The sequence below is a fragment of the Streptosporangium sp. NPDC000509 genome, from assembly GCF_042898365.1.
Lineage (GTDB): Bacteria > Actinomycetota > Actinomycetes > Streptosporangiales > Streptosporangiaceae > Streptosporangium.
In genome coordinates, this window is record NZ_JBIAYX010000013.1 from 23,651 (window position 1) to 49,701 (window position 26,051).

A 26,051-nucleotide genomic window follows, 5' to 3' on the forward strand; every position below is an offset into this window, starting at 1 on the left:
ATACCCGCCAACGCCGGGACAAGCGACTTCTAGGTCAAGGAAAGCCATATCTGACCGGGTCGGATAGACATGAAGTGTCAATATTCGGGATTTCACTATCTATCCACTTATATGTGAGTGATAAGCAATGCATGGAGCCTTACGCTCCGGTTCATGCGTGCTTCAACCCGGGCGTTCGCCGCCCTCGTGGCCGCCTGCCTCGCCACCACCGGCGTCGCGGCCCTCGCCTCATCCCCGGCCCTGGCGGAACCGGGCACCGTCGTCATCAGCCAGGTCTACGGCGGTGGCGGCAACGCCGGAGCGCCGCTCGCCAACGACTACGTCGAGCTGTTCAACCGCAGCGCCGCGCCCGTCGCCCTGGACGGCTGGTCCGTCCAGTACGCGAGCGCCACCGGTACGGGCAACTTCGGCGCCAACCCGGTCGTCCCCCTGGCGGGCACCCTCGCGCCCGGCCAGTACCACCTGGTCCAGCTGGCCGGAGGCGCCAACGGCTCCCCGCTGCCCGCCGCGGACACCACAGGAACGATCAACCTGAGCGGCACCGCGGGCAAGGTGGCCCTGGTCCGCTCGGCCACGGGCCTGGCGTGCAACGGCGGCTCCGCTCCCTGCGCACCGGAGCAGACGGCACTCATCGCCGACCTGATCGGGTACGGCGGCGCCAACTACTTCGAGGGCACCGCCGCCCCCGCCCTCGCGGTCGCCCTGGCGGGCCTGCGCAAGGACCACGGCTGCGCCGACACCGACGTCAACGGTGACGACGTGGAGACAGGGGACCCGGCGCCGCGCAACCGGGCGACCACCCCCGCGCCCTGCGGCGATGTCGAGCCGACCCCCACCCCCACGCCGACCCCGACGGTGGAGCCCACGCCGACCCCCACCCCGACGCCCACGCCGACGGGGGAGCCGTGCGAGATTCCGGTCACCCACCAGATCGCCCAGGTGCAGGGGAGCGGTGACGTCAGCCCGCTGGCGGGCCAGACCGTCCGCGTCGAGGGCGTCGTGACCGCCGACCTCCAGAAGAGCACGCAGCTCAGCGGCTTCTTCCTGCAGGATCCGACCCCCGACTCCGACCCGGCCACCTCCGAGGGGCTGTTCGCCTTCGCCCGCGACACCTTCAAGGACGTCAAGGTCGGCGACCGCGTCCTGGTCACCGGCAGGGTCATCGAGTTCAACGGCTGGACCGAGCTGTCGCCGGTCACCGCGGTGGATGTCTGTGGAAAGGGCACCATCACCCCGCTCAAGCAGAAGCTGCCGCTCGCCGAGGGCGCGACCTTCGAGCCCGTCGAGAGCATGCTCGTCACCTTCCCCGAGCTGCTCACCGTCAACGACCACTACAACCTGGGCCGCTACGGCGAGGTCACCGTCGCCTCCGGGGGGCGGGTGTTCCAGCCGACCGACCGGGCGGGAGTGGACGCCGCCAAGAACGCGCGGCGCACCCTGCTGCTGGACGACGGCTCCACGGTGGAGAACCCGGCGACGATCCCCTACACCGACCCGCGCACCGTTCGTCTTGGTGACACCGCGCTCGGCGTCACCGGTGTGATGGGGTACGGCTTCGGCAAGTACCGCCTCCAGCCGACCAAGCAGGTCAACTTCCTGCGGACCAACCCGCGCCTGCCCGCGCCGTTCCCGGTCATCGGCAACGTCAAGGTGGCCAGCCTCAACACGCTCAACTGGTTCACCACCCTCGGCTCGCGCGGCGCGAGCAACGCCCCCGAGCAGCAGCGCCAGCTGGCCAAGCTCGTCGCCGCGCTGAAGGGCATGAACGCCGACGTCGTCGGCCTCATGGAGGTCCAGAACAACGGCCAGACCGCGGTGCAGGCCCTGGTCGACGCGCTCAACGCCGAGGTCGGCGCGGGCACCTACGCGGCGATCACCCACCCCTATCCCGGCACCGACCTGATCCACGTGACCGCCATCTACAAGCCGGGCAGGGTCGAGCCGGTGGGTGCCGCGCGCTCCTCCACCGACCCGGTCTTCCGCAGGCCTCCGCTGATCCAGACCTTCCGCAGGGTCCAGGGCGGCCAGTCCTTCACCGTGCTGGTCAACCACTTCAAGTCCAAGGGCTGCGACGCGCAGGCGGTGGGCCCCGACGCCGACCAGGGTGACGGGCAGAGCTGCTACAACGGCGAGCGCGTCCGCCAGGCGCAGGCGACGCTGGGCCTGATCGACAGCCTGAAGCTGACCAACCCGCTCGTCCTCGGCGACCTCAACGCCTACGGCGAGGAGGACCCGATCGACACCCTGGAGGCGGCGGGCCTGACCAGCGTGACCAAGAGGTTCGTCCCGGCGCCGCTGCGCTACAGCTACCTCTTCGACGGACTGGTCGGCGAGCTGGACCACGCCCTGGTCGGCAAGGACCTGCTCAAGCGCGTGACCAGCGCGACGATCTGGCACATCAACGCCGACGAGAGCCGGATCCTCGACTACAACACCGAGTTCAACCCGCCGAGCCTCTACCAGCCCGACGCGTTCCGCTCCTCCGACCACGACCCCGTGATCATCGGACTGACGCTGACCGGTGGAAAGCACTGATCGCGACCACGGCACATTGACGCGAGACCTCCGCGGGGCCGCCCCGCGGAGGTCTCGCCGTATGACCCGGCCAGGCCAGGCCCGGCCGGCGAGGGGCGTGGGACCGACCCCCGCCCTCGTCCTCCGGTTCCGGTTCCGGGGAAAGGAGAGATCCGGTGCGACGCGCGACGCCGGGCGGGAGGCGTGCGGGCCGTGCGAGGAGCATGCCCGGCGGGATGGCGGGATGGAATGCGCGGGGAGGGGAAGTGGTTATGCCAGCCATACAGACGTGAACGACAGAAGGAGCCACCGGTGGCCACCATCGAGGTAACCGAGAAGAACTTCAACGACATCGCCGACGAGGGGATCGTCCTGCTGGACTTCTGGGCGGCCTGGTGCGGACCGTGCCGCACCTTCGGGCCGATTTTCGAGAAGTCGTCGGCGAAGCACACCGACATCAAGTTCGGCAAGATCGACACTGAGGCCGAGCAGGCGCTCGCGCAGGGGTTCGAGATCACCTCGATCCCGACGATCATGGCCATTCGCGATGGCATCGTCGTCTTCGCCCAGCCGGGCGCGCTGCCCGAGCCCGCCCTTGAGGACCTCATCGGCCAGGTTCGCGCGCTCGACATGGACGCGATCCGCGCCGAGCTCGCCAACGAGCTGGGCGCGCAGAAGGGCTGATGCCCGGCTCCCGATCACGTGAAAAGCCCCGCGCCACCGGAGGAAGACCGATGGCGCGGGGCTTTCGCGTGATGGCAGAACCTGCCGGTGAGATCAGACCGAACGGTAGAGCTCGGCCACCCGGAAGGCGAGGTCGAGTGACTGGCCGCGGTTGAGACGCGGGTCACAGGCCGTCTCGTAGCGCCTGGCGAGGTCGTTCTCGACGATCTCGGCGCCGCCGCCCACGCACTCGGTGACGTCGTCGCCGGTGAACTCGATGTGGACGCCGCCCGGGTGGGTGCCGAGCGCGCGGTGCACCTCGAAGAAGCCCGCCACCTCGTTCAGGACGTCGTCCAGGCGGCGGGTCTTGTGACCGCTGGGCGCCTCGAAGGTGTTGCCGTGCATGGGGTCGCAGATCCACGCCACCTGGGCGCCGCTCGCGGTCACCTTCTCCACCAGCTCGGGGAGGTGCTCGCGGATCTTCGACGCGCCCATCCGGGTGATGAAGGTGAGCCGTCCGGCCTCGTTGTCGGGGTTGAGCTTCTCGATCAGCGCGAGGGCGTCCTCGGAGCTGGTCGTCGGGCCGAGCTTGACGCCGATCGGGTTGCGGATGCTGGCGAAGAACTCCAGGTGGGCGCCGTCGAGCTGGCGGGTGCGCTCGCCGATCCAGACCATGTGCGCCGAGACGTCGTACGGCCGGCCGGTCCGCGAGTCGATCCGGGTGAGCGCCTGATCGTAGTCGAGGATCAGCGCCTCGTGCGAGGAGTAGAACTCGACGGTGTGGAACTCCTCGGGCTCCGCCCCGCAGGCGCGCATGAAGGCGAGCGCCTGGTCGATCTCGCGGGCGAGCTGCTCGTAGCGCTTGCCGGCCGGGGACTCGATCACGAAGTCCTGGTTCCAGGCGTGCACCTGGCGCAGGTCGGCGTAGCCGCCCTTGGTGAAGGCGCGGACCAGGTTGAGCGTCACCGCCGAGGAGTGGTAGGCCCGCAGCAGCCGCCAGGGGTCGGGAACGCGGGACTCGGCGGTGAACTCGAAGCCGTTGACCATGTCGCCCCGGTATGCGGGCAGCTCGACACCGTCGCGGATCTCGGTGTTCTTCGAGCGCGGCTTGGCGAACTGCCCGGCCATCCGGCCGATCTTCACCACGGGGACCTTCGCCGCGTAGGTCAGTACGATGGCCATCTGGAGCAGCGTCTTGAGCTTGTTGCGCACGTCGTCGGCGGTGGCACCGGCGAAGGTCTCGGCGCAGTCTCCGCCCTGGAGGACGAAGGCCTCTCCCCGCGCCACCGCCGCGAGGTCGGCCTTGAGGTTGTCGCACTCGCCCGCGAAGACGAGGGGCGGGAGGCTCTTCAGCTCGGTGACGACCTTCTCCAGCTCGCCACGGTCGGGCCACTCGGGCTGCTGTGCCGCGGGCAGCCGCCGCCAGGATTCGAGGTTGATGCTCACGACATACCAGGTTATTGCAACCGGGTGTCGGAACAGACCCGATCGTCCACGTAGTGAGAAGGACTTTATACCTGGTGAGATTCCTCGGGGCTGGAAACATGCTCCTGGAGGACGCCAAATCCGACAAAACGCCTGGCTAGCGAGCCGATGAGTGGAAGGTGGGAGATGTCGCGCGGTAGCCGCACCGGCCGGCCGCGCTCGCTCAGCGTCGGGCGGATCAGCCGGCTCTGGACGACGCGCTGGGCGAACTGGGTGATCATGGTGGGTGGGGTGCGCCGCCGCTGGACCTTGGCGAGCAGGGATTCGGGAATCTCGGACCCGGAGGCGAGTGGCCCGGCCAGCAGGTTCGCGGCGGCGACCGCGTCCTGTACGGCCAGATTGATGCCGACGCCGAAGATCGGCGACATGGCGTGCGCGGCGTCGCCGATGACCAGCAGGCCGGGGCGGTGCCAGCGGCGCAGCCGGTTGAGCGCGACCGAGAGCACGCTGACCTCCCCGAAGTCCCGCAGCCGTCCGGTCCGGTCGCCGAGGAAGGGCAGGAGCCTGGCGACCGGCCCGCGCAGCGCCTCGATCCCCTCCGAGCGCAGGGTTTCGAAGCCGCCCTTGGGGATCAGGTAGGCGAGTTGCCAGTAGGTCTCGCGGTTGATCGACACCATCATGTGGCCGTTGGACACCCGCAGGAACGTCTCGTCGGGGTCGGAGGGCTCGCGCGGCAGCCGGAACCAGACCACGTCCATGGGGGCGCTGTGCTCGACGGGGACGAGGCCTGCGGCCCGGCGTACGTCGGAGTGGCGGCCGTCGGCGGCCACGGTGAGGGTCGCGCGCAGTTCGTGCTCGCCCGAGGGGTCTCGGTAGCGGACCCCGCGCACCGCGTCGCCCTCGCGGATCACCCCGTACACCTCGGCCTTCATGATGAGGCGGAAGTTCGGATAGCGCCCGGCGGCGGTGGTCAGCAGGTCGAGGAAGTCCCACTGCGGCACGAAGGCGATGTACTGATATCTGCCTTTGAGCCGCCTCAGGTCGGCGATCGGCACCGTGGCGTCGTCGGTGCGGATCTCCATCGTGTACGCCTTGCGGTGCGGGAGCCGGTGGAACTCCTCGGCCAGCCCCAGCTCGTCGAGGATCTGCAGGGTCGAGGGGTGGATGGTGTCACCCCTGAAGTCCCGCAGGAAGTCTTCGTGTTTCTCCAGGAGCGTCACCTCGACGCCGGCCCTGGCCAGCAGCAGCGCCAGCATCGCCCCCGCCGGGCCGCCCCCGGCGATCACGCATGTGTTTCTCCGCATAATTCATCACCTAGTGAAATTCTGACACAGGATCCGGAAGAAGGAAACAGGTTCGGGGTGATAACGGTGACCAGAGCCTTCCGCCTCGGGCCGTCTCCCCGAGGACGCGTATCCTGACCTACGGTTCGGCCATACCCGTTCTGGTGCTTCGGAGCCGTCGGCGCGAAGGCGTTCGCGGGCGGCGAGAACCGGTGAGGACCGGTGAGAGCGAGGAAGGTGAGCAAGGTGGCCGAGGTCTGGCAGGTGGCCGCGGCGATCGCGGGGGGCATGCTGTTGCTCTGGCTCGTGCTCGCCGTCTTCCTGGTGATGGCGCGCCCCAGGGGCGGCGCCCTGGGTGAGGCGTTACGCCTGCTGCCCGACCTGCTCCGCCTGGTCGCCAGGCTCGCGCGCGACGACGGCCTGCCTCGCGGGGTACGGGTCCGGCTGTGGCTGCTGCTGGGCTACCTGGCACTGCCCATCGACCTGATCCCCGACTTCATCCCGGTGCTCGGCTACGCCGACGACGCGATCGTCGTCGCCTTCGTCCTGCGGTCGGTCGTCAGGCGTGCGGGCCCGGACGCGCTGGCAGGACACTGGCCCGGTACGCCCGAAGGGCTCGCCGTCGTACGACGCCTCGTCGGAGGGCCCGGATGATCGCGAGTCGCCGCTCGTCCGCGCCTTCCCGTGTCCGTCCGTGCCTTCCCGTGTCGGCGGCGACGAGCGGCTCAGGTCACCCGAGTGACGCGGGTCACGGCGTCGCCGAGAGCTTGTCGAGGGCTTCGAGCACGTCGGCGGCGCAGCGGTCGCGCAGGGGGGCGTACTCCTTCTCCGGGTACCGGCGGGGGCCGTTCTCGATCAGGATCATCAGCGCCAGGTAGAGACGGTAGAGGACCATCCGGGTACGGGCGGGGCCGGTGAACTCCACGACGCCGCCCGCGTCGCGGTATCCGGCGACGATCGGATCGGACTCCTCCAGCTCGCCGAAGATCGTCGGGACGACGAAGTCGGCGAGCGGGTCACCCCAGAAGGCCCGCTCGTGGTCGATGATCGCCTGGATGCGCGGTGTCTCGTCGCGGGTCAGGAAGACGTTGCCCGACCCCAGGTCGAAGTGGACGAGGCAGGGCGTCACGACCTCCTCCAACGCGCTCGCACCCGCCTCGATCGCCGCCGCGATCTCGGACACCGGCCTCGGCAGCGGGGTGGCGTAGCGGCCCGCGTCGGCCAGGATCGCATCGGTCATCACCAGGAACGCCTCCCGCCACGTGCTCCCGGTCAGGCCCGCGTACGGATAGCCGTAGACGTCGCCGGTGATCGCGTGCAGCCTGGCCAGGTGGCCGCCGAGCTCTCTGCGCAGGGCCCGCCGATCGGCCTCCGCCGGTTTCGCCCGGCTCCAGGGCACCCCGTCGAGGACGGACAGGACCAGGTAGTCGCCGCCCAGCACCGGATCGTCGAACCCGGCGCGCAGCAGCTCGGGGACCGGAATCCCCGCTTGAGCGGCCAGGCCGTAGACCGTGGCCTCGGTACGCAACAGGTTGCGCTCGTAGCGCAGCTGCTCCAGCTCGGGCGGCGGTGCCAGTTTCATGACCACCTCCCGCCCGTCCAGCAGGGTGAGCCGCCACACGGCGTTGGCGAAGCCGCCGGTGAGCTCGGTGACGGACTCGGTGCCGGAGGAGAGGCCGACCCCCAGGGCCCGCCGCGCCAGTGCGTCGAGCTGGGCGAGCGTGAGCGGGCGTTTCGTCCTGCTGTCCATTGTCCTACCTCGTCCTGCCTCGGCGCGGCTGGGGAACGGTGGTGCGGCCTGAACACGGCGCGCCGGGGCAGGGGAGGAAGGTTGGCGCCGACCCTTGAAGGGCAGGTCAGGCGGAGTCGCGCTCGATCAGGTGGGTGTCCAGTATGACCACCGGCTGCTCCAGCTGCTCGCCGTTGATGCGGGCGACGAGCAGATGGGCCATCTGCCGGCCCATCGACTCGGTGGGCTGGTGCACGGTGGTCAGAGCGGGTGAGGAGTGCGCCCCCGCGGGGGAGTCGTCGAAGCCGATCACCGCCACGTCACCGGGAATCGACTTTCCCGCCTCGCGCAGCACACGCATCGCACCCAGCGCCATCGGGTCGGAGGCGGTGAAGACGGCGTCGAGGTCCTGGTGTTCGGCGAGCAGCCTGTGCATCGCCGCCATGCCGCTCTCCTCGCTGAAGTCGCCGTACGTCACCATCTCGCTCACGCCGGTCGCGATCAGCGCGTCGCGGTAGCCCGCGAGCCGGTCGACGCCCACGCCCATGTCCTGGGTGCCCGCGATGGTGGCGATCCGGCGGCGGCCCTTGCTCAGCAGGTATTTGACCGCCTGCCTGGCCCCGGCCCGGTTGTCGACGTCGACGTAGCTGTAGGGGGTGAGGCCGACCGGCCGACCGCCGATGACGGTCGGCACACCCATCGCCTCCAGCCGCCCCGGCAGCGGGTCGGCGCCGTGCAGGGAGATCAGCAGCACCCCGTCGACGTGCTGCCCGGTCAGATAGTGCTCCAGCCGCTCGTGCTCCTGCGCCGACTGCGCCATCGCGAGGATCAGTTGCAGGCCGGTCTCCGACAGGGCCGAGCCGATGCCGCGGATGGTCCCGGCGAAGTACGGCTCGTCGAAGACCCTCAGCTCCGACTCCGAGACGACCAGCGCCACGGTGTCGGTGCGCCGGGTGACCAGCGCGCGGGCCGCCCGGTTGGGCACGTAACCCAGCTCCTGGATCGCCCGCAGCACGGCGTCGCGAGCCCTCTCGCTCACCTTCGGCGAGCCGTTGATGACCCGCGACACCGTGCCCCGGCCGACACCTGCCAGGGCCGCGACCGCCTCAAGCGTCGGACGACGGTCGCCGTTCATGTGATTGTGCCCCCAGTGATGAATTTCCCGGCCCCTATTCTGCCGGACCGCTCAGGCCTCCACGCCTGATGGTCCCGGCATACCAGAGAGCGCTCTCTTTGGGAACTCTAATTTGGGTTTCATAATCGACGTGTACCAGCCCGAACCGCTTGCCGTACCCCCACGCCCACTCGAAGTTGTCCATCAGCGACCAGGCGAAGTAGCCCTCCAGCGGGATCCCGGCCTCGATGGCGGCGTGGCAGGTGCGCAGGTGGGCGTCGAAGTAGTCGACTCGGTCGCGGTCGTGGACGACCCCGTCGGGGCCCACGACGTCGTCGAAGGCCGCGCCGTTCTCGGAGATGACCAGCGGGACGCGCGGGTACTCGGTGGCCAGCCGGTGCAGGATCTCCAGCAGTCCCGCCTGGTCGATCTCCCAGCCCATGGCCGTCACGGGGCGCCCGCCCTCGACGAACGACACGTGCTCGCTGCCCACCCAGGGCGACCCGCTGTCGGTGGGTGCCGCCGCGGCCGACGCGGCGCCGCCGGGGGTTCCCGAGACGGTGAAGCGGCTGTAGTAGTTGATCAGCAGCTTGTCCAGCGGCGTCGAGATGATCTCCATGTCGCCGTCGTGGACGAGCCCTTCGGGCCGGCCGAGGTCCACCAGGACGTCTTCGGGGTACTCGCCCTTGAGCAGGGCGTCCAGGAAGAAACGGTTCTGCAGCCCGTCGATGCGGCGGGCGGCGTCCTGGTCGGCCTCCGAGGAGGTCTGGGGCGAGATCGCGTACAGGTTGACGCAGCCGCCGATCATGCTTTCCGGCCGCTGGGCACGGATCGCCTGCGCGGCCAGGCCGTGCGCGAGCAGGAGGTGGTGGGCGGCGTACACCGCCTTTTCCGGCTCACGCCGCCCGGGGGCGTGCTCTCCCGAGGCGTACCCGAGGTACGCCGAACACCAGGGCTCGTTGACCGTGCTCCAGTTACGGACCCGGTCGCTCAGCGCGTCGTGCACGGCCATCGCGTAGTCGGCGAAGCGCTTCGACGTGTCCCGTGCCGGCCAGCCGCCCGCGTCTTCCAGGGGCTGGGGCAGGTCCCAGTGGTAGAGCGTCACCCACGGGTCGACGCCCCGGGAGAGGAGCTCGTCGACCAGACGGCTGTAGAAGTCGATGCCCGCGGGGTTGACGGCCCCGCGCCCCTCGGGCTGGATCCGGGGCCAGGAGACGGAGAACCGATACGCGCTGAGGCCGAGTTCGGCCATCATCCGCACGTCGTCCCGGTAGCGGTTGTAATGGTCGATGGCGATGTCGGCGTGCTCGCCGTTCACCACCTTTCCCGGCTGCTTGACGAAGGTGTCCCAGATGGAGCGGCCTCGGCCGCCCTCCGAGACAGCGCCCTCGATCTGGTAGGCGGAGGTGGCCGCACCCCAGACGAAGTTCGTCGGAAACATTAGATCCGGGCTCTTGATCCGCGTCTCTTGCGTGGTCACGCCTTGACCGCACCTTCCATGAGTCCGCCGACGATCTGGCGGCCGAACGCGATGAAAACGATGAACAGCGGCAGGACCGATGCCGCGGTGCCGGTGAACAGCATCACGTAGTCGGTTCCGTGGGCCTGGTTGAGCGCCGCGATCGAGGTCTGGACCACCGGGTTGTCCGGGTTCAGCACGATCAACGGCCACATGAACTCGTTCCAGGTCTGCATGAAGACCAGGAGCGTGAGCACCGCCATTCCCGGCCGGAGCGCCGGGAGGATGACGTTGAGATAGATGCGCATGGTGGAGGCGCCGTCGACACGGGCCGCCTCGACCAGTTCGTCCGGCACCGCCTGGGTGGCGTACTGGGTCATCATGAAGACCCCGAAGCCGTTGACCAGGAAGGGCAGGATCACCGCCTTCAGCTGACCGGTCCAGCCGAGCGTGACCATGAGCTCGTACAGTGGCACGACGCCCATCTGCTGGAGCGGGACCATCATCGTCACCAGGATCAGGCCCAGCAGGATCTTGCTGCCCCTGAAGCGCAGCTTCGCGAAGGCGAAGCCGGCGAGGGTGGAGATCAGCACGACCGAGACCGTCACGGTGACCGAGACGATGGCCGAGTTGATCAGGCCGGTCATGAAGTAGGCGTCCTCGGTGGACAGCAGTCGCGCGATGTTCTCACCGAGGTGGCCGCCGGGGAACAGCGGCGGGGGTACGTCGATGGCCTCCTCGTTGGTCCGGGTGGCCATGATGAACATGTAGTAGATGGGGAACGCCGACAGCACGAGGGCGAAGGCCAGGACGACCTTCGTCAGCGGGCCCGCGTCCCAGATGCGGTTTCGCGCGGCCGACTGGCCCGAGGGGCGTCGGGAGTGCTGCGCGGGGGGCCGCCGGAGCTGGGTGGCCGTCACTTGGAACCCCCGATACGGCGGGTGAAGGAGTAGTTGATGAGTGTCCCGATGAGGATCAGTGCGAACAGCAGCCACGAGGCCGCGGCGGCGTAGCCGAAGTCGAAGTCGCGGAATGCCTCCTTGACGATGAACATCGCCACGGTCTGGTACTGGCCGGTGGCGCCACCGCTCATCGTCGGGTTGCCGTCGAACATGACCGGCTCGGTGAACAGCGTCAGGCCGCCGATGGTGGAGATGAAGACGACGAAGATGATCGTCGGGCGGAGCATCGGGATGGTGATCTGCCAGAACTGCCGCCTGGGCGTGGCGCCGTCGATGGCGGCGGCCTCGTAGAGGTCCTTGGGGATGGTCTGCATGGCGGCGAGCAGGATGATCGAGTTGTAGCCGGTCCAGCGCCAGTCGATCATCGTGGAGATCGCGATCCACGCGGACCACTTCTCGTTCTGCCAGTTGATCGCGTCGACCCCGAAGAAGCTCAGGAACCAGTTGATCATGCCGTAGTCGCGCCCGTAGAGCTGGGTGAAGACGACGGCGACGGCGACGACGGAGGTGATCAGCGGCAGCAGTACGCCGAGGCGGAAGAAGAGCCGTCCCCGGATGCGCTTGTTGAGCGCGTTGGCCAGCAGGAGGGCCAGGACGAGCTGCGGGATCGTCGACATGACGAACATGCCGAGGGTGTTGATCACCGCGTTCCAGAAGGCCTCGTCGGTGATCAGCTCGATGTAGTTGTCGAGGCCGACGAGAGTCTTGTCTCCGGCGAGCTCCCAGTCGTGCAGGGAGACCCAGAGGGTGTAGCCGAGGGGGAAGACGCCGAAGACGGCGAAAAGCAGGAAGTACGGGGATACGAGGAAGTAGGGGGTCGCCCGGAGGTCGAAGCGAGACCACCCACCGCCCTGCTTCGGTCCGCGGCGCCCGCCGGACCGGCGGGGGCCGGGCCGTGGCGGCGCGGCCGGGGAGTCGACGTGCAGTGTCATCGGTCAGAGCCTTTCAGCGGGGGCAGGCGACCGGCCCGGCTGCGGGATCGCCACAGCCGGGCCGATGCGGGGCGGTACGGGGATCAGCCCGCTGCCTTGACGCCGGCCTCAAGGAACTTGGTCCAGGCCTGGTCGTAGGGGACCGAACCCTGGTCCATGCCCTCGAGGACCTTCTCCACCGCGGTCTTGACCTGGGCGTGCTTCTCGCCGAGGAAGACGGGCAGCAGGTCCTTGACCGAGGCACCGAAGATCTGACCGGTCGGCGCGTCGTTGAAGAACGGGTTCTTCAGGTCGGCGACCGCCGGGTCCTGCTGGGCGGGGATGGAGCTCGGGAAGGCCGCAGCCTCCTGGAAGGCCATGACGTGGCCCTCCTTGCCGGTGAGGTAGTTCAGGACCTCGGCGGCCTCCTTGGGGTGCTTGCTCTGCTTGGGAACCGCGAGGTAGGAGCCACCCCAGTTGCCCGCGCCGCCGGGCACGGCCGCGACGTCCCACTTGCCCTTGTTGTCGTCACCGGCCGCACCGGAGACCACGCCGAGCATCCAGGCAGGGCAGCCCATGGTCGCGAAGGCGCCCTTCTTGATCGCGGCGTTCCACGGCGGGGTGAACGAGGCGAGCTTGGCGGTCAGACCGGCCTCGCTGAAGTCCTTCACCGTGTCGAAGGAGGTCTTGATGGCCGGGTTGCTCTCGATGATGAGCTGGTTGTTCTTGTCGAAGTAGGCGACGTTGCCGTTCTTCGGCGCCTCCTGCGACAGGATCACGTTGTAGAGCGTGTTCGGGCCGTCGAGGAACTTGGGATCGGTCTTGCCGGGGTTGGCGGCCTTGAACTTCTCACCGATCGCCTTGAAGGCGTTCCAGTCCGGCCAGAGCTTGCCGACCTCCTCGCGGTCGGTGGGCAGGCCCGCCTTCTCGAACAGGTCCTTGCGGTAGCACATGGTCATGCCACCGATGTCGGTGCCCAGGGCGAAGAGCTTGTTGTCGGCGTTGATGCCGTTGTCCCACTTCGCTGCGGGGAAGTCGGCCTTACGGCTGTCCAGCCCGTACTCGGCGAGGTCGGTGAAGAACTGCGGGCGGGCCTTCATGAGACCCATCGCGCCCTCGTCCAGGGCGATGATGTCGGCCGCGCCGCTGCCCGCCTGCAGGCGCTGGAGCAGCTGCGGGAGGTAGACGTCCTCGAAACGGTCGGTCAGGTTCTGGTACTTGACCTGGATGTTCGGGTTCGCCGCGTTCCACGTCTCCACGGCCTTGTCGTAGCCGAAGTTCTCACCGCCACCGAAGGTGTGCACGGTGATGGTTACCGGCTCGGCCGGGGCGGAGGAACCGCCCTCCGCGGCGGGTGCCGCCGGCTCGCTGGAGCTGCATGACGTGATGGCCAGGGCGGTGGCCGCCATGACCGCGACGGCGGCGAGCTTGCCGTGTCGCTTGTTGTTCAACATTCCGGACCCCTCTCAGGTGGTCGCCCGAACTTCATTGGGAGGCGACATCGCGAACCGGTCCCCGACAAACGCGGTCGTCGCGACGAGATCGTTCCTCAATGTGCTTTTGGGAGCGCTCCCACGAAGAGTGGACGATGGGCAACCAGGACGTCAATATGCCGAAACTCAACCGTTACATCCAGCCGCTTTAGGTGGGACTTTTGGTGTGAAAGGTTGACATACCTCCCACAAGGGTGATTGGGAGCGCTCCCACCTCACGGGCATACCAGTTGGGGCATTTCGTGGCCGTGCGGGGCTCGCGGAGGGGAGAGGGAGGGGCGGGCGGGGTGGAATATGGAATATCGTCAGGGGCACCGCTCGAACGAGCGGTGCCCCTGGGAGTGTGATGACCGGTCCGCGTTCACCGGCGGGGGCCGGGGTGGCCGGAGGTCAGTCCGAGTAGACCGGGTAGCCGTAACCGACGACCTGGGAGACGGGCCTGACGCGCTCCTCGACGACGCCGTTGCCGGTGTTGCCCTCGATCGTGGTGATCGTGCCGTTCCCGTTGTCCTTCTTCACGAAGCCGACGTGGTCGATGCCCTCGATGCTCTTGCCGCCGGCCCAGTCGAAGTAGACGACGGCGCCGGGAGTGGGGACGGTGCCCCAGTGTCCGTTGTTCTTGAACCACTTGGCGTGGGTGACGGTGTAGGCGTCCCAGCCCATCGTGGGGCGGATGCCGGCCGTCTCGCCGACCCAGGAGACGAACATCGCGCACCAGGGGGCGTTGGCGTACTCGTACACGCTCTTGCCGCCGTCGCGGGCCATGGTCTCCTTGGCGCGAGGGCTCGAAACGTACCAGGACTGGAACTTGGTTCCACCGCCCTGGGCGTTCTCGCGGACACCGATCTGCTTGGAGGCGATGTCCAGGATCTGTGCGGCGGAGACCTTGGGAAGGCTCTCGGCGATGACCTGCAGGGAGGTCTTCGCGGCCCCGGCGTCCTGCGCGCGGGTGTCGGCGGGCGGTGCGTTCACGACGCCGTGGCTGTCGGCCAGAGCCGCGCCGGTGGTGCCCGTCGCGAGGACGGCGCAGGCGCCCAGGACGGCGCAGACGGCGCGGGGGGTGGAGGTGAGGCGATGCTTGGTCATGCGGGGGTTCGACTCCTTGCTTCGCTTCCATACCGCCTACCGGGTTAGCTGACGGGTTCGGGCTGGGAAGTGCCCTACGACGCATGAGTGCGTTGATTCACCCCAGGAACGTGGTTCCCCGGTTCCGCAGACTTCGCGGATTCGGCGGCCGTGCTCACCGACGGCGGAAGGTTCCGCCGGGTGGAGCGCGGTCGGGCAATGTGACGGCAATGCACAGATCTGTATAGACCTAGACAATTGCCATGAACAGGACGAACGTACGACAACCCGGCAGACGATTACAAGTGGGACACATTGCTCTGACTTGGTAATACGTCCCAAATGAGGGGGTACGGCGGGGTGCCGCCTGGCGAGGGAGAGAGGAGTCGATCACGTCCCTCCGGCGCCGGGCGCACCTCCCTCCGGGGGTGGAGGGACGTCCGGGATCCCCCACTTTCACGGCGATCCGGGTTTTCCCGACCCGTCCGCGAGGCGTCGGCCAGGGTGTGCTATCGCGCGAGGGGAGACCCTCCGTCGAAGATCGTATAATCACCATTTTTTAGAACAAGTATTCGATGGTAAAAAGTATGCGGATGGTAGGAGTTCTCCCATGGAAGTGCCGGAGAGCGCGCACGGGACCCGGCGGCTCACGACCATGTCCGAGGAGGTTCTCGCGGCCTCCAGATGATCGGGGTCCACGGCCGGCGCCTCCCCGCCCGGCCCGCGACGATGAATCGTCGTGGCCCCGCCGACGCCGGCCCGCCCGACGGACATCCGGTCGTATCCGATCTCGGACGGTGGCGGCGGAGAGGTAAAGACCAGAGAGATCATCTGCAATCTCGCGTGGTCGGTTGTTCACCCGCAGTTCCCTGCTCCTTAAGGCCACCGGGTTAGGTTGTGCCAGTCGTGAACGGGTCATCGCCCGGCGTGGAGGACGGTCGAGACCACGCGCGGGAGCAGGATTCGGCCATCGCCTGGGTGGAATCCCCGCTGCAGATGCTCTGCGCGGTGGAGGCCCACCATGCCGGGCTGCTCGGCGCTCGCAGCCATCTCGTCCCCCGGGCGAAACTCCGCCCGCTGGCCGTGACAGGCCGCGAACTCGGCCGCCTCACCCTGCCGAGAGGGCTTGAGCTCACCCCGGCGCGCCCGGACATGCCCCGGCCGCGCCGGGGGGAGACCTGGGCGGTGGGCGACGCCTTCTCCGGCAAGGTCCAGTTCCGCTGGCTCACCGCGTCCCCCGGCCGGATCGTGATCGTCGACGACGGGCTCGCCACCATCAGGCTCCTGGAACTGCTCACCGGCAGGACGGGAACGCCCCTGCTGAGGGCGAGGGGGAAGACGGGAAGGCTCAGGACCGTCCTCGCCACGGCGGCCGGGCTCAGGCTGCGCGCCGCCGCCCGCGCGGGGCGGTTGTCGATCTTCACCGCGCTGCCGGTGCCCTCCGACCTGGCGAAGGCCGTACGTGCCAGGGGAGTCGAGCTGGTCACCCACGACTTCGCCTGGTTGCGATCCCAGCCGCTGCGAAGGCCCCGCCCCGCCGAGCGCACCGTCGTCCTCGGCACCTCGCTGGTCCGCAACGGCCTGATCCACCGCGAACGCTACTTCGGCTGGCTGGCCGGGCTCGGATCGGCCGAGCCGGTGGCCTACTTCCCGCACCGCCGCGAGGACCCCGGCGACCTGGCCCGGGTCGGGGAGCAGCCGGGAATCACCGTCTACGACGGCGGGATCCCCGCCGAGATGACCCTGCGCGGCCTGGCCGCCGAGCAGCGGGTGCTGAGCCTGCCGTCCACCGCGGTCACCTCCCTGCGGGTCCTGCTCTCGGCCCGGGGGGTCGCCGTGGAGACGGTGGACGTTCCCGACGAGTGGTGGACGGCCGAGGCGGCGCCGTCACTGCGCTCCCACCTGTCGAGGTTCGCCCATCACGACACGGGAGTCACCGGGTCATGACCCGACGGCCGAGGCCGGGCGGGCTCGCCGCTCGCGCCACGCACACCGTGCCCGCACACGAAACCGGGGAATTCCCCGCCGGAGGTTTTCTTTGAAGGTCCTGGCCGTGGCCGACTCCGACTCCTACCTGAAGTGGGCGGCCTGTCTGCTGCGGGACCTGCCCGCAGGCTGTGAGTCGGAACTGGCGGTCGTCCGCACCCCCATCACCCCTTCGCCGGCGCAGATCCACGCCGCCGTGGCGGGCTCGGCGGCAGACCCGCCGGTGCTGTCGGCCCGCGCGCTGCGCCGGGCCGCCGAACGATTCAGACCCGACGTGGTGCTCGTCGCCTGTACGGGACCGGTGGTGGACGTGCTGACCGCAGACGTGCTGACCGGGCTGCGGCCCCGGCCGGTGTTCGTCTCGGGGCTGCCGGGCATCTCCGTCCCCGCCACCGAGAAGGCGTGGCTGTTCCGCAGCGGATGCGACCTGTTCGTGCTGCACAGCGGCCGGGAGGTCGAGGAGTTCTCCGAGATCGGCGCCAGACTGGGCGGGGGCGGCCAGATCGGGCTGGCCAGGTTGCCGTTCCTGCGCGGTGACGCGGAGATCGCCGCCACCGGGCCGCGCGACCGGGTGGTGTTCGCCACCCAGGCCAAGGTGCCCAAACGCAGGGAGGAGCGCGAACGCGTCCTGCTCGCCCTGGCCGAGCTGGCCGCAAAGCGGCCCGACCTGGACGTCGTCGTCAAGCTTCGGGCCCTGGACACCGAGCGTCAGACCCACAACGAGCGCTACCACTACCAGCGCCTGTGGCAGTCGCTCGCCGAGGAGGGCCGGGTGCGCGCCGAGGCCGTGCGCTTCGCGGTGGGGCCCATGCACGAGCACCTGGCCCACGCGGTGGGCTTCGTCACCGTCAGCTCGACCGCCGCGCTGGAGGCGATCGCCCAGAAGGTACCGCTCCTGGTGCTGTCGGACTTCGGGGTCGGCGCCGAGATGATCAATCTGGTCTTCGAGGACAGCGGCCTGCTCGGCACCCTCGACGACCTCTCCGCCGGGCGCTTCCTGCACCCGGACGACGCCTGGTGCAAGGTCAACTACTTCCACCCCGGTGGCGAGAGCGACTGGGTGTCGCGGATGGTCTCCCTGGTGGGAAAGGCTCGCTCGGGCCGCCTCGCCCCGGCGATGTCCCTGCTCGAAGGTCCCGAGTACACCACCGCCCGCCGCCGCGCCCGCATGCGCGTGGAGGTGCCGCCGAATATGCTGCGCGTCGGCTACCGCGCCAAGCGCCGGATGCGCCGCTACCTCAAGGGGTTCGGCCGACTCTAGAGCACCGGTCGGGGTAGGGGCCGGGCGATGTCCGGCCACCGGGTGAAACCGCGGTTCGCAACGGATCGGCCTGGCCGCGTCCTATGTCGATCAACGCCTCTGCGTGGTTACCCGACCTTCTCCCTAGGGGAGCGCCTTCGACAGGCGGTCGCGGAGCCTGCCCAGCGGGCTCCGCTCCCTGGGGGCGGCGGCCGGGGGAGCGGTGATCAGATCCAGGGCGCCGAGACGCTGGCGCTTGAAGTAGCGGGCGGTGCCGTGCGCCTCCAGGTAGGCGGTGGCGCTCTCGCGAAGCCCCGGATACACCTCGGCCCGCATGCAGTAGCCGACCGCGCTCACCAGGGTGGGAAGATCCACCGGCGGCGGTTCCTCCAGCGAGCCGTCCGCCGACAGGCGCGGCAGCAGGGCGTCGGCGATGGTGGCCGGGATCCGGTTGCTGTTCTCGTACGGGGTGAGCCGCTCCAGGACCGATTCGACGCCCGACGTCGCCACCGGGAGCCCGAAGTACCGGCTCGCGGTGATCAGGGCGGTGGAGAAGCAGCCGACCACGAGCTCGGGCCTCAGCCCGGCGAAGCACGACTCGGCGGGTACGGTCTCCGCCACCACGTCGAGCTCGACGCCCAGCTCGGCGGCCGTCTCGCGCAGCCGCTGGGCGTGCCTGCGCCCGGCGACCGGGTGGGGCTTGAACAGCACGCCGCGAAATCCCCGGGCGACGAGGCCGCGCAGCATGTCGGCGTGCAGTCGCGCCTCCTCCTCGGGGGTGAGGATGCCGAGGGCGGACAGATACTGTCCGAGAATCATCGCCCGGCCCGAACGCGCGTCCCCGGTCTCCCCGCCGACCTTCCCGATCACGTCGAGGAAGGCCCGGCCGGGAAGGGACTCGGCGGGAACCCCGTACTCCGACAACAGCAACGGCGTGAGGCCGGGCACCAGGTCGAGGTGGAGCAGGCGGGTGATCCGCCCGGAGATCTCCGACGGCAGCGGGTCGCGGGTCGGGCCGTAGCTCATCAGGCCGTCGGAGTAGACCGTGATCGGACAGTCCCTGACCAGCCCTCCCAGGGTCCTGGCCGGGGGGACCGCGACGGACTCCAGGATCAGCTCGGCGGGACCGTCACCCAGGGACAGACGCGAGGCGACCAGGCGGCTCAGCATCGGCACCTCGATGACGCGGGCCCTCCAGTCCGAGGGATGCAGCGGGGCGATGATCTCGTTCCACGAGTGGAGTTCGTCGAAATGCGGGCGCAGCGCGGCAAAACCGGCCGCCTCGTCCAGGGGCGGGGTGATCTCCGGGATGGCCGCGTTGTTGGACACCAGCAGGATCCGGCGCCCTTCGCGGGGACCGAAGCGGCCGTCGTCGATCGCCGCCGCCAGTGTCATCGCGCCGAACAGGGTCGAGGCGTAGAACAGCTGCGTCATCGGTCCTCCAGGAGTCTCTGCAGGATCTGGTCGCGTTCCGGGTCCAGACGGATCTCGGCGAGCAGATCCGGGGGGAAGCGCCTCAGGGCCGCGGCGCCGCGCTCCTCGAAGCGGGCGCGCAGCTCGGGGGAGAACCGCTCGCCCGTCTCCAGGTGGTGGGCGAGAAGCGCGAGGAACATCCGCACCGCCTTGGGGGTGAACTCCTCCTCCAGGCCCTCGAAGACCAGGTCGAAGGCGTCGAAGAAGTGCAGCTGCCTCGCGTCGCCGATCTGTGTCAGCGAGCCCGCCACCATCCGCCGGTAGAACAGCCCGGCCAGCGACACCACCGCGAAGGAACCCGCCTCACGGTGCAGCCGCCAGATCCACGGCCTGTCCTCGGCGGTGTGCAGGTGCCCCGGGAAGGTCAGCAACTCGCCGAGGTCGCGGCGGTAGATCCCCGCCCACGCGTACGGGTAGTCGACCATGGTCTTCGACTCGGCGGGCAGGATGTGGTCGCGCGGCTTCACCACCACCTCCCGGGTGGCGAGCGGCGCCCGGTGAATCGTCCGTTTCCTGCCCTCCACCTGGACGTGATCGACCCGGACGAAGTCGCAGCCGAGCCGCTCGATCGCCCCGACCAGGCTCTCCAGGTATCCGGGCGCGAGCCAGTCGTCGCCGTCCATGAAGGTCAGATAGCGGCCGGAGGCCAGGGAGACCCCGAGGTTGCGCGCGTCGGCCAGCCCGACCGGCGCCTCGTTGCGCAGCACGGCCAACCCTGGCAGGTCGTCGCGGAAGTCCTCGATGATCTGCCCGGTCGCGTCCGCGGAGCCGTCGTCCACCACGATGAACTCGAAGTCCCTGCGCGCGTTCCTGGTCAGCGAGGTCAGCGCGTCACCGATGTAGCCCTCCGCGTCCCGCACCGGAACCACCACCGACAACTTGATCAACTCCACCCTCCCATCCCCACCTCATATCGACCCGCTTCACCTGCCTCCCCACGGGACCACCCCCATGAGGCCCCCAATGGGACTATCCGTGAGGCCGCGCCGGCGACTGGACTGAGGAGAGGGAGGTCGCGAGGAACGAGCGACCTCCCTCGACGAGGGAGGTCGCGAGGAACGAGCGACCTCCCTCGACGAGGGAAGGAGCCGGGTAAGAGCGGCCTCACCGCGACGCGTTAGCGTCGCAAACAAAACGAGCCGGACAAGAGCGGCCTCACCGCGACGCGTTAGCGTCGCAAATCACCCGCCTCACCGCGACGCGTTAGCGTCGCAATTCATACAGTGACTCGGCGCAACCGCGACTTGGGAGCCTCTTCACCGGGGAAGACGCGCTTGACGCCGTCGCCCAGGGCGGTCTCGATGATCCGGATGTCGCGGACCAGGTGCTCCAGCCCGGCCGGCTCCAGGGAGGCGGCGTGGTCGGAGCCCCACATGGTGCGGTCGAGCGTGATGTGTCGTTCCACGGTCACCGCGCCCAGGGTCACCGCCGCGAGCGAGATCTGCAGGCCGCGCTCGTGGCCCGAGTAGCCGACCGGCACGCCGTACCGCTCCTGGAGGGTGATGATCGCGCGGAGGTTGGCCTCCTCGGGAGGCAGGGGGTAGGTGGAGGTGGCGTGCATCAGGACCAGCTTGGAGGTGCCGATGATCTCCACCGCCCGGTCGATCTCCTCCAGCGTGGACATGCCGGTGGACAGGATGATCGGCTTGCCGGTCGCGGCGAGCGCGCGGAGCAGTTCCAGGTCGGTCACGCTCGCCGAGGCGACCTTGTGGGTGACGACGTTCATGGACTCCAGGAACTCCACCGACGGCACGTCCCACGGCGAGGCGAACCAGTGCAGCCCGCGCTCCTGGCAGTACTTGGCGATCTGGGTGTACTCGTCCAGGCCGAACTCGGTCCTGATCTTGTACTCCATGTAGGTCATCTCGCCCCAGGGCGTCTGCCGGATCTGGTCGCGCTGCTCAAGCGGCACGCAGATCTCCGGCGTGCGCTTCTGGAACTTGACCGCCTGGCAGCCCGCTTCGGCCGCCACGTCGATGAGCCTGCGCGCGATGTCCAGGTCGCCGTTGTGGTTGATGCCGATCTCGCCGATCACGTAGACCGGCTGCCCGGCGCCGACGAGCGCGTCGCCGATCTGGACGGGCCTGGCGGTCGGGGTGAGCCGCAGCTCGGCGCGCGGCGCGGGGGCGACGGCGACCTCGTCCACCGGGCGGGCCGCGAGGACGCGGTCACACAGTTCCCGTACGGCCCCGGCGCCTCCTGGCCTGGTCAGTACGGTTCTGGCGGCGGCGCGGACCCTGGGGTGGGCGTCGGGGACCGTGACGGGCCAGCCGACGTCGCTCATCGGGCCCAGGTCGTTGACGTCGTTGCCGACGTACGCGACGCGGGCCGGGTCGATCCCCTCGATGGCGAGCCAGTCGCGCAGCACGGTCTGCTTGTCGGTGAGGCCCTGCAGCACGGGCACGCCCAGCTTGCGGGCACGGGCCGCGACCACCGGGTTGTGCTCGGTGGACATGATCATCAGCTTGACGCCCGAGCGGCGCAGCAGCGAGATGCCCATGCCGTCGGAACGGCTCACCGCGACCGTCTCGCGGCCGTCCTGGTCGACGTAGGCGCGGTCGTCGGTGTGCACGCCGTCGAAGTCGGTGATCACCGCGTCCACGTCGATCGGCTCGGGCTCGTCGACGAAGGGGGCGAGCGCCCGTACGATCTCCAGGTCCTCGGGGGTGTCGATCTCGATGGCGTGGCGCGAGGGCACCTGCTGCACGGCGACGGAGCCGAAGAAGCGGTGGCCGTGCTCGCGCAGCCCCTCGGTGCGCATCACGTAGAACGCGCCGGTCTCGCGGAAGTGCGGCTCGCGATCCTGGCGGCGGGGACGGTAGGACGGGTCGTGGTTCACGCCCGCGCCGGCGGCGTCCCAGAGGAACTCGTGGGTCTCCAGCCCGGAGAACACCACGTCGGCGCTGCCGTCCAGGACCTTCGCGATCGCGCCGTCCAGGTCGGCGGGGTCGATGAACGCGCTGGTGCACTGCACCAGGATGACCACGTCGGGAACGTCGGGGACGTGGTCGAGCGCGTGGAGCACGGCGGACTCGCTGGAGGCGGTCGAGCCGCTCAGCTCTCCCGGCCTGTCGATCACGGTCGCGCCCGCGGCGCGGGCGACTTCGGCGATTCCCTCGTGATCGGTGCTGACCACGACCTCGTCGACCAACTCGGCGCGCACGCAGGCTCGTACCGCACGGGCGACCAGGGGAGTGCCGCCCACCGCGGCCAGGTTCTTCAGGGGGACCCCCACCGAACCTCCACGGGCGGGGACAACGGCCAGGACTCGCAAGGTGGCTCCTCATGACATACGGCGAACGCCCCTGAGCTGGGGTGTCATAGGAACCTAGCTACGGGGATAGACCGAAAAGGGGTGTCTGAGCTGAACGTCCAGAGTCGCCAGTCTTAACTTTCCGCGCCACCGGGAGCCCCAGCCGGGAGTGGGCGGAGAAGAAGGACGAGGGCCTGCTGCTCGTGGCGCTGGACGAGGACGAGTCGGGGGTCCTCAGGCCGCCGCGCCGATGGAGCCCATGAGCAGGGGAAGCGAGCGTTCGAGGCCGCGGCGCCAGTAGGGCCAGGAGTGGGTACCGGGGCCGTAGAAGTCGACCGCCACGTCGACGCCGTTCGCCCTGGCCCGCTCGACGAAGGTCACGGCCTGAAGGAGAAGGGATGCCTCGCCCTCGTCCCGAGCCTCGGAGACGTCGTCCAGTGGTCCGGGGGCGCCGTCGCCGCTGGAGACGAAGAGCCGTATCCCGCGCAGCGCGCCGGTGAGGTCGGCCGGGTTGTGGGCGGCCCACCGCGGATCCTCGGGGGGACCCCAGAGCTTCACGGACTTCTCGCCGTACTGCCCGAGCAGCCAGTCGACGCCGCCGTTGCCGTCGCGGGTGTGCAGCACCCCGGAGAAGGAGGCCGCGGCCTGGAACATGCCGGGGTGGCGGGCCGCGTACGACATCGCCCCGAACCCGCCCATGGACAGCCCCGCCACCGCCCGCCGGTCTCCGGCGCCGTAGTCGCGCTCCAGGATGGTCCGTACCTCGGCGAGGTGGAAGGTCTCCCAGCCGGGGCCCTCGCGCCAGTCGGAGTAGAAACCGACGGTTCCTCCCTCGGGGACGACCACGAGCGCGCGGTAGCCGGAGGTGAGCTCCGCGGCGCCGCCCTTGGTGATCCAGGTGTCGTAGCCGGACTGGCAGCAGCCGTTCAGCAGGTACAGCACCGGCCACGGGCCCGAGCCCGGTGTCCACCCCTCGGGCAGCAGGACCCTCACCCTGCCCTCGCGGCCGAGCGCGGCGGAGGTGACGGTGAGCTCGTGGTCGCGCTCGCCCAGCTTCTTCACCGCGACGGTGGAGACGTGGATGCCCTCCTTGCCGTGCGTGCCTGTCGAGGACGGTGGCAGCAGTGCGAGCAGCACCGCCCCGACCGCGACGGCGGCCAGCAGGAGCACTCCCAGACGTACAGCGGTGCGGTTCACGTCGCCAATCCTGCCGCCTCCCACTGATCGCGTGAAGCCTACTTGCCGTACCGGCCACGAAGCGGTGTCTTTTCGCGGAGGCACTGGAGCTCATGGTCGATGCGGTTCGGCTGATCCGGATCGTCCGTTCGTATCGATTCCGGCGACGCGCAGGGTTTCGCGAGCCGGTGGTCCGAGAGCCGGTCGAAGGGGCAAAGTCCTGGTCAAACGGCGTTACGGCTCGAGTGAGGCAGGGGATTGGCGGGATATGTCGTGATTTGTGGAGGCCGCCATGGCGAGGACAACCACCACCGCTTCGAACGGCAGGGCGCGTGGCAGGGTGAAGGGGGAACAGTTGCCGCCGCACATCACCGTGCCGGTGATCGGGATGTTGACCCTGCCGACGCCTGACCGGCTGGTCTTCTACGGGGTGCTGGGCGCACTGGGAGCGTTGGGAGTCATCGAATGGCCCGTCGCGCTCGTCGTCGGGTTCGGCCACTACCTGTCGGAACAGCGGCGGTTCCCGATGCTGCGGCAGGCTGGGGAGGCCGCGGAGGCGGCGTAGCCGGGAACGCGGACGCCCTTTCCTGGACACGAGACCGGGGTGACGGCGATGGCGCCTCTCGGTGAACTCGCCGGACAGGGCTGGGCGCAGGTGGGGATGCTGCTCCTCGCCTTCGTGCTCTCGGCCCTGATCGGTCTTGAGCGGGAGGCCCGCCAGAAGAGCGCGGGCCTGCGCACCCACACCCTGGTCGGCTTCGCCGCGGCGCTGATCATGCTGGTGTCGAAGTACGGCTTCTCCGATGTTCTGCGGGATCACGTCACGGTCGATCCGTCCCGGGTGGCCGCCCAGATCGTGTCCGGCATCGGCTTCATCGGCGCGGGCCTGATATTCGTCCGTGGTGACGTGGTCCGGGGCCTCACCACCGCCGCGGCGGTCTGGCTCACCGCCGGGGTGGGGATGGCGGCCGGGGCCGGGCTGTGGCTGCTGGCGGTCATCGTGACCGCCGGATACCTCGTGACGGTGTTCGTCCTCACGCCGCTGGCCGACCGGCTTCCCGGGTCCAAGTACGCACCCTCGCGGTTCCGGTTGACCTACCTCGGCGGCCGGGGTGTGCTGCGGTCGGCACTGGCCGAATGCACGGAGCGAGGGTTCGGTGTGGACGAGCTGTCGGTCGACCGGCGCAGCGAGGGCCAGAGCCCGGCCGTCGTCTCGCTCTGGCTCACCGTGCACGGCGTCGGGTCGATAACGGAGCTGACCACGGCGCTCTCCGAGATCGACGGAGTGCTCGCCGTGTTGAGCTGGGACTCCGGCACGGCTTCCTGAACCGCGGTCGCACGCCCTCGGGGGTCCCGCTGTGGTCGCGCCCGCCGCGCTCGTCGCCCGACGGGAGATCGTGAAGGTGCGAAGGTCCGCATTGACGGGCAACTAAAAGGTTGCCTATATTCAGACATGCACCCAAACGGTTGCCTAACTCTGTGAGACAGCATGGACGCGGTATTCAAAGCACTCGCCGACGCCAGTCGCCGGAGGCTGCTGGACAGTCTCAACCGGCACAACGGCCAGACCCTGCGCGAGCTGTGCGCGGGGCTGGACATGACCCGGCAGGCCGTGACCAAGCACCTGTCCGTCCTGGAGGCGGCCGGCCTGGTGGAGACGGTGAGGCGCGGCAGAGAGAAGCTCCACCACCTCAACGCCGCGCCCATCAACGAGATCGCCGACCGGTGGATCGGCCGCTACGACCGCGAGCGGGCGCGCGCGCTCGCCGACCTGAAACGAGCCCTGGAGGGTACGGACGTGTCCGAGACCAGCTTCGTCTACGTCAGCTACATCAAAACCACGCCGGAGCGGCTGTGGGAGGCCTTGACCGGCACGGCCTTCATCACCCGTTACTTCGGTGGCGGGGGCCCGCGATCCGACTGGACGCCGGGTGCCCCGGTCGAGTGGAAGGTCACCGCGGACGGCGAGTACCACGACTGGGGCCAGCGGGTGCTCGAGGCTGACCCCGGCAAGCGCCTGTCGTACACCTGGCACAACTACGAGCAGGAGGTGGCCGACATGTTCGGCTGGAGCGACGAGAAGCTCGCCGAGCTCAGGAGGGAGCCGATCTCGAAGATCACCTTCGAGATCGAACCCGCCGGTGGGGCCACGGTCAAGCTGATCGTCACCCATGAGGGCCTCGTCGCGGGCAGTGAGATGATCAAGGGCGTCAGCGAGGGCTGGCCCGAGATCCTGTCGAACCTGAAGACCCTGCTGGAATCGGGCGAGACGCTGCCGCTCGGCTAGGACCTGTTTTGTGGATCA

The 26,051-nt window shown here is 69.3% G+C and carries 21 protein-coding genes and 1 riboswitch; of the genes, 8 read left to right on the forward strand and 13 right to left on the reverse strand.

Annotated elements, in window-relative coordinates; translation table 11 throughout:
- Positions 1–153: 153 nt before the first annotated feature.
- Positions 154–2,535: an ExeM/NucH family extracellular endonuclease gene (locus ACFY3D_RS23715; protein ID WP_389982612.1), complete on the forward strand. Its 2,382-nt coding sequence runs from the start codon at positions 154–156 to the stop codon at positions 2,533–2,535.
- Between the two features lie 291 nt (positions 2,536–2,826).
- The gene (gene trxA, locus ACFY3D_RS23720; protein ID WP_344748620.1) at positions 2,827–3,198 is read left to right on the forward strand and encodes a thioredoxin; all 372 of its coding nucleotides are present in this window, start codon (positions 2,827–2,829) and stop codon (positions 3,196–3,198) included.
- Between the two features lie 93 nt (positions 3,199–3,291).
- On the opposite strand, the gene ACFY3D_RS23725 is transcribed toward trxA, so the two are convergent.
- Positions 3,292–4,623 (reverse strand): class II 3-deoxy-7-phosphoheptulonate synthase, encoded by a 1,332-nt coding sequence (locus ACFY3D_RS23725; protein ID WP_362896985.1) that lies wholly within the window; start codon positions 4,621–4,623, stop codon positions 3,292–3,294.
- 65 nt (positions 4,624–4,688) lie between these two features.
- Positions 4,689–5,906 (reverse strand): FAD-dependent oxidoreductase, encoded by a 1,218-nt coding sequence (locus ACFY3D_RS23730; protein ID WP_389982615.1) that lies wholly within the window; start codon positions 5,904–5,906, stop codon positions 4,689–4,691.
- A gap of 201 nt (positions 5,907–6,107) precedes the next feature.
- On the opposite strand from ACFY3D_RS23730, the gene ACFY3D_RS23735 reads away from it, so the two are divergent.
- Positions 6,108–6,539: a YkvA family protein gene (locus ACFY3D_RS23735; RefSeq protein ID WP_362896983.1), complete on the forward strand. Its 432-nt coding sequence runs from the start codon at positions 6,108–6,110 to the stop codon at positions 6,537–6,539.
- A gap of 94 nt (positions 6,540–6,633) precedes the next feature.
- Here ACFY3D_RS23735 and ACFY3D_RS23740 read toward each other — a convergent pair whose 3' ends face one another.
- The 7 genes from ACFY3D_RS23740 to ACFY3D_RS23770 all read right to left on the reverse strand — a co-directional run bounded on the left by ACFY3D_RS23740 (position 6,634) and on the right by ACFY3D_RS23770 (position 14,639).
- Positions 6,634–7,635, reverse strand: a complete 1,002-nt coding sequence (locus ACFY3D_RS23740) for a phosphotransferase family protein (RefSeq protein ID WP_389982618.1) — start codon at positions 7,633–7,635, stop codon at positions 6,634–6,636.
- A gap of 106 nt (positions 7,636–7,741) precedes the next feature.
- On the reverse strand, positions 7,742–8,749 hold the full coding sequence (locus ACFY3D_RS23745; protein WP_350943623.1) for a LacI family DNA-binding transcriptional regulator: 1,008 nt from the start codon (positions 8,747–8,749) through the stop codon (positions 7,742–7,744).
- A gap of 34 nt (positions 8,750–8,783) precedes the next feature.
- Positions 8,784–10,169, reverse strand: coding sequence for a GH1 family beta-glucosidase (locus ACFY3D_RS23750; RefSeq protein WP_389982621.1), 1,386 nt, complete (start codon positions 10,167–10,169; stop codon positions 8,784–8,786).
- A 35-nt stretch (positions 10,170–10,204) separates the two neighbouring features.
- Positions 10,205–11,107, reverse strand: a complete 903-nt coding sequence (locus tag ACFY3D_RS23755) for a carbohydrate ABC transporter permease (protein ID WP_389772256.1) — start codon at positions 11,105–11,107, stop codon at positions 10,205–10,207.
- Positions 11,104–12,081, reverse strand: a complete 978-nt coding sequence (locus ACFY3D_RS23760) for a sugar ABC transporter permease (protein WP_350943621.1) — start codon at positions 12,079–12,081, stop codon at positions 11,104–11,106. Before ACFY3D_RS23760 ends, ACFY3D_RS23755 begins: the two co-directional genes overlap by 4 nt.
- An 83-nt stretch (positions 12,082–12,164) precedes the next feature.
- A complete protein-coding gene (locus ACFY3D_RS23765; RefSeq protein ID WP_350943619.1) occupies positions 12,165–13,514 on the reverse strand; it encodes an extracellular solute-binding protein in 1,350 nt (449 codons plus the stop codon).
- Positions 13,515–13,943: 429 nt separating this feature from the next.
- A complete protein-coding gene (locus ACFY3D_RS23770) occupies positions 13,944–14,639 on the reverse strand; it encodes a CHAP domain-containing protein (protein WP_389982624.1) in 696 nt (231 codons plus the stop codon).
- Between the two features lie 18 nt (positions 14,640–14,657).
- Positions 14,658–14,796, reverse strand: a riboswitch (cyclic di-AMP (ydaO/yuaA leader).
- A 728-nt stretch (positions 14,797–15,524) separates the two neighbouring features.
- On the opposite strand from ACFY3D_RS23770, the gene ACFY3D_RS23775 reads away from it, so the two are divergent.
- Positions 15,525–16,565: a hypothetical protein gene (locus ACFY3D_RS23775; protein WP_389982627.1), complete on the forward strand. Its 1,041-nt coding sequence runs from the start codon at positions 15,525–15,527 to the stop codon at positions 16,563–16,565.
- A gap of 91 nt (positions 16,566–16,656) precedes the next feature.
- Complete coding sequence (locus ACFY3D_RS23780; RefSeq protein WP_389982630.1) at positions 16,657–17,865, forward strand: DUF6716 putative glycosyltransferase; 1,209 nt, start codon at positions 16,657–16,659, stop codon at positions 17,863–17,865.
- A 123-nt stretch (positions 17,866–17,988) separates the two neighbouring features.
- Here ACFY3D_RS23780 and ACFY3D_RS23785 read toward each other — a convergent pair whose 3' ends face one another.
- The 4 genes from ACFY3D_RS23785 to ACFY3D_RS23800 all read right to left on the reverse strand — a co-directional run bounded on the left by ACFY3D_RS23785 (position 17,989) and on the right by ACFY3D_RS23800 (position 23,767).
- The gene (locus tag ACFY3D_RS23785; RefSeq protein WP_389982633.1) at positions 17,989–19,278 is read right to left on the reverse strand and encodes a polysialyltransferase family glycosyltransferase; all 1,290 of its coding nucleotides are present in this window, start codon (positions 19,276–19,278) and stop codon (positions 17,989–17,991) included.
- The gene (locus ACFY3D_RS23790) at positions 19,275–20,210 is read right to left on the reverse strand and encodes a glycosyltransferase family 2 protein (protein WP_389982636.1); all 936 of its coding nucleotides are present in this window, start codon (positions 20,208–20,210) and stop codon (positions 19,275–19,277) included. Before ACFY3D_RS23790 ends, ACFY3D_RS23785 begins: the two co-directional genes overlap by 4 nt.
- Before the next feature lie 323 nt (positions 20,211–20,533).
- Positions 20,534–22,591 carry an N-acetylneuraminate synthase family protein gene (locus ACFY3D_RS23795; RefSeq protein ID WP_362896976.1) on the reverse strand — a complete coding sequence of 686 codons (2,058 nt, stop codon included), beginning with the start codon at positions 22,589–22,591 and terminating at the stop codon, positions 20,534–20,536.
- 213 nt (positions 22,592–22,804) lie between these two features.
- Positions 22,805–23,767 carry an alpha/beta hydrolase gene (locus tag ACFY3D_RS23800; protein ID WP_389982640.1) on the reverse strand — a complete coding sequence of 321 codons (963 nt, stop codon included), beginning with the start codon at positions 23,765–23,767 and terminating at the stop codon, positions 22,805–22,807.
- Positions 23,768–24,038: 271 nt separating this feature from the next.
- Between ACFY3D_RS23800 and ACFY3D_RS23805 the strand changes: the two genes are divergently transcribed.
- From ACFY3D_RS23805 to ACFY3D_RS23815, 3 genes are all read left to right on the forward strand, one after another.
- Complete coding sequence (locus tag ACFY3D_RS23805; RefSeq protein ID WP_389982643.1) at positions 24,039–24,311, forward strand: hypothetical protein; 273 nt, start codon at positions 24,039–24,041, stop codon at positions 24,309–24,311.
- 48 nt (positions 24,312–24,359) lie between these two features.
- A complete protein-coding gene (locus ACFY3D_RS23810) occupies positions 24,360–25,073 on the forward strand; it encodes an MgtC/SapB family protein (protein WP_389982646.1) in 714 nt (237 codons plus the stop codon).
- A gap of 162 nt (positions 25,074–25,235) precedes the next feature.
- Positions 25,236–26,033 (forward strand): metalloregulator ArsR/SmtB family transcription factor, encoded by a 798-nt coding sequence (locus tag ACFY3D_RS23815; protein WP_350943602.1) that lies wholly within the window; start codon positions 25,236–25,238, stop codon positions 26,031–26,033.
- The last annotated feature ends 18 nt before the right edge of the window (positions 26,034–26,051 follow it).

Bases quoted from the DNA above. Each gene is read 5' to 3' on its own strand.
- ACFY3D_RS23715 (WP_389982612.1), top strand. From the start codon at position 154: ATGCGTGCTTCAACCCGGGCGTTCGCCGCCCTCGTGGCCGCCTGCCTC.
- ACFY3D_RS23730 (WP_389982615.1), bottom strand. From the start codon at position 5,906: ATGCGGAGAAACACATGCGTGATCGCCGGGGGCGGCCCGGCGGGGGCG.
- ACFY3D_RS23740 (WP_389982618.1), bottom strand. From the start codon at position 7,635: ATGGACAGCAGGACGAAACGCCCGCTCACGCTCGCCCAGCTCGACGCA.
- ACFY3D_RS23745 (WP_350943623.1), bottom strand. From the start codon at position 8,749: ATGAACGGCGACCGTCGTCCGACGCTTGAGGCGGTCGCGGCCCTGGCA.
- ACFY3D_RS23750 (WP_389982621.1), bottom strand. From the start codon at position 10,169: ATGTTTCCGACGAACTTCGTCTGGGGTGCGGCCACCTCCGCCTACCAG.
- ACFY3D_RS23760 (WP_350943621.1), bottom strand. From the start codon at position 12,081: ATGACACTGCACGTCGACTCCCCGGCCGCGCCGCCACGGCCCGGCCCC.
- ACFY3D_RS23765 (WP_350943619.1), bottom strand. From the start codon at position 13,514: ATGTTGAACAACAAGCGACACGGCAAGCTCGCCGCCGTCGCGGTCATG.
- ACFY3D_RS23770 (WP_389982624.1), bottom strand. From the start codon at position 14,639: ATGACCAAGCATCGCCTCACCTCCACCCCCCGCGCCGTCTGCGCCGTC.
- ACFY3D_RS23785 (WP_389982633.1), bottom strand. From the start codon at position 19,278: ATGACGCAGCTGTTCTACGCCTCGACCCTGTTCGGCGCGATGACACTG.
- ACFY3D_RS23805 (WP_389982643.1), top strand. From the start codon at position 24,039: ATGGCGAGGACAACCACCACCGCTTCGAACGGCAGGGCGCGTGGCAGG.
- ACFY3D_RS23810 (WP_389982646.1), top strand. From the start codon at position 24,360: ATGGCGCCTCTCGGTGAACTCGCCGGACAGGGCTGGGCGCAGGTGGGG.
- ACFY3D_RS23815 (WP_350943602.1), top strand. From the start codon at position 25,236: ATGGACGCGGTATTCAAAGCACTCGCCGACGCCAGTCGCCGGAGGCTG.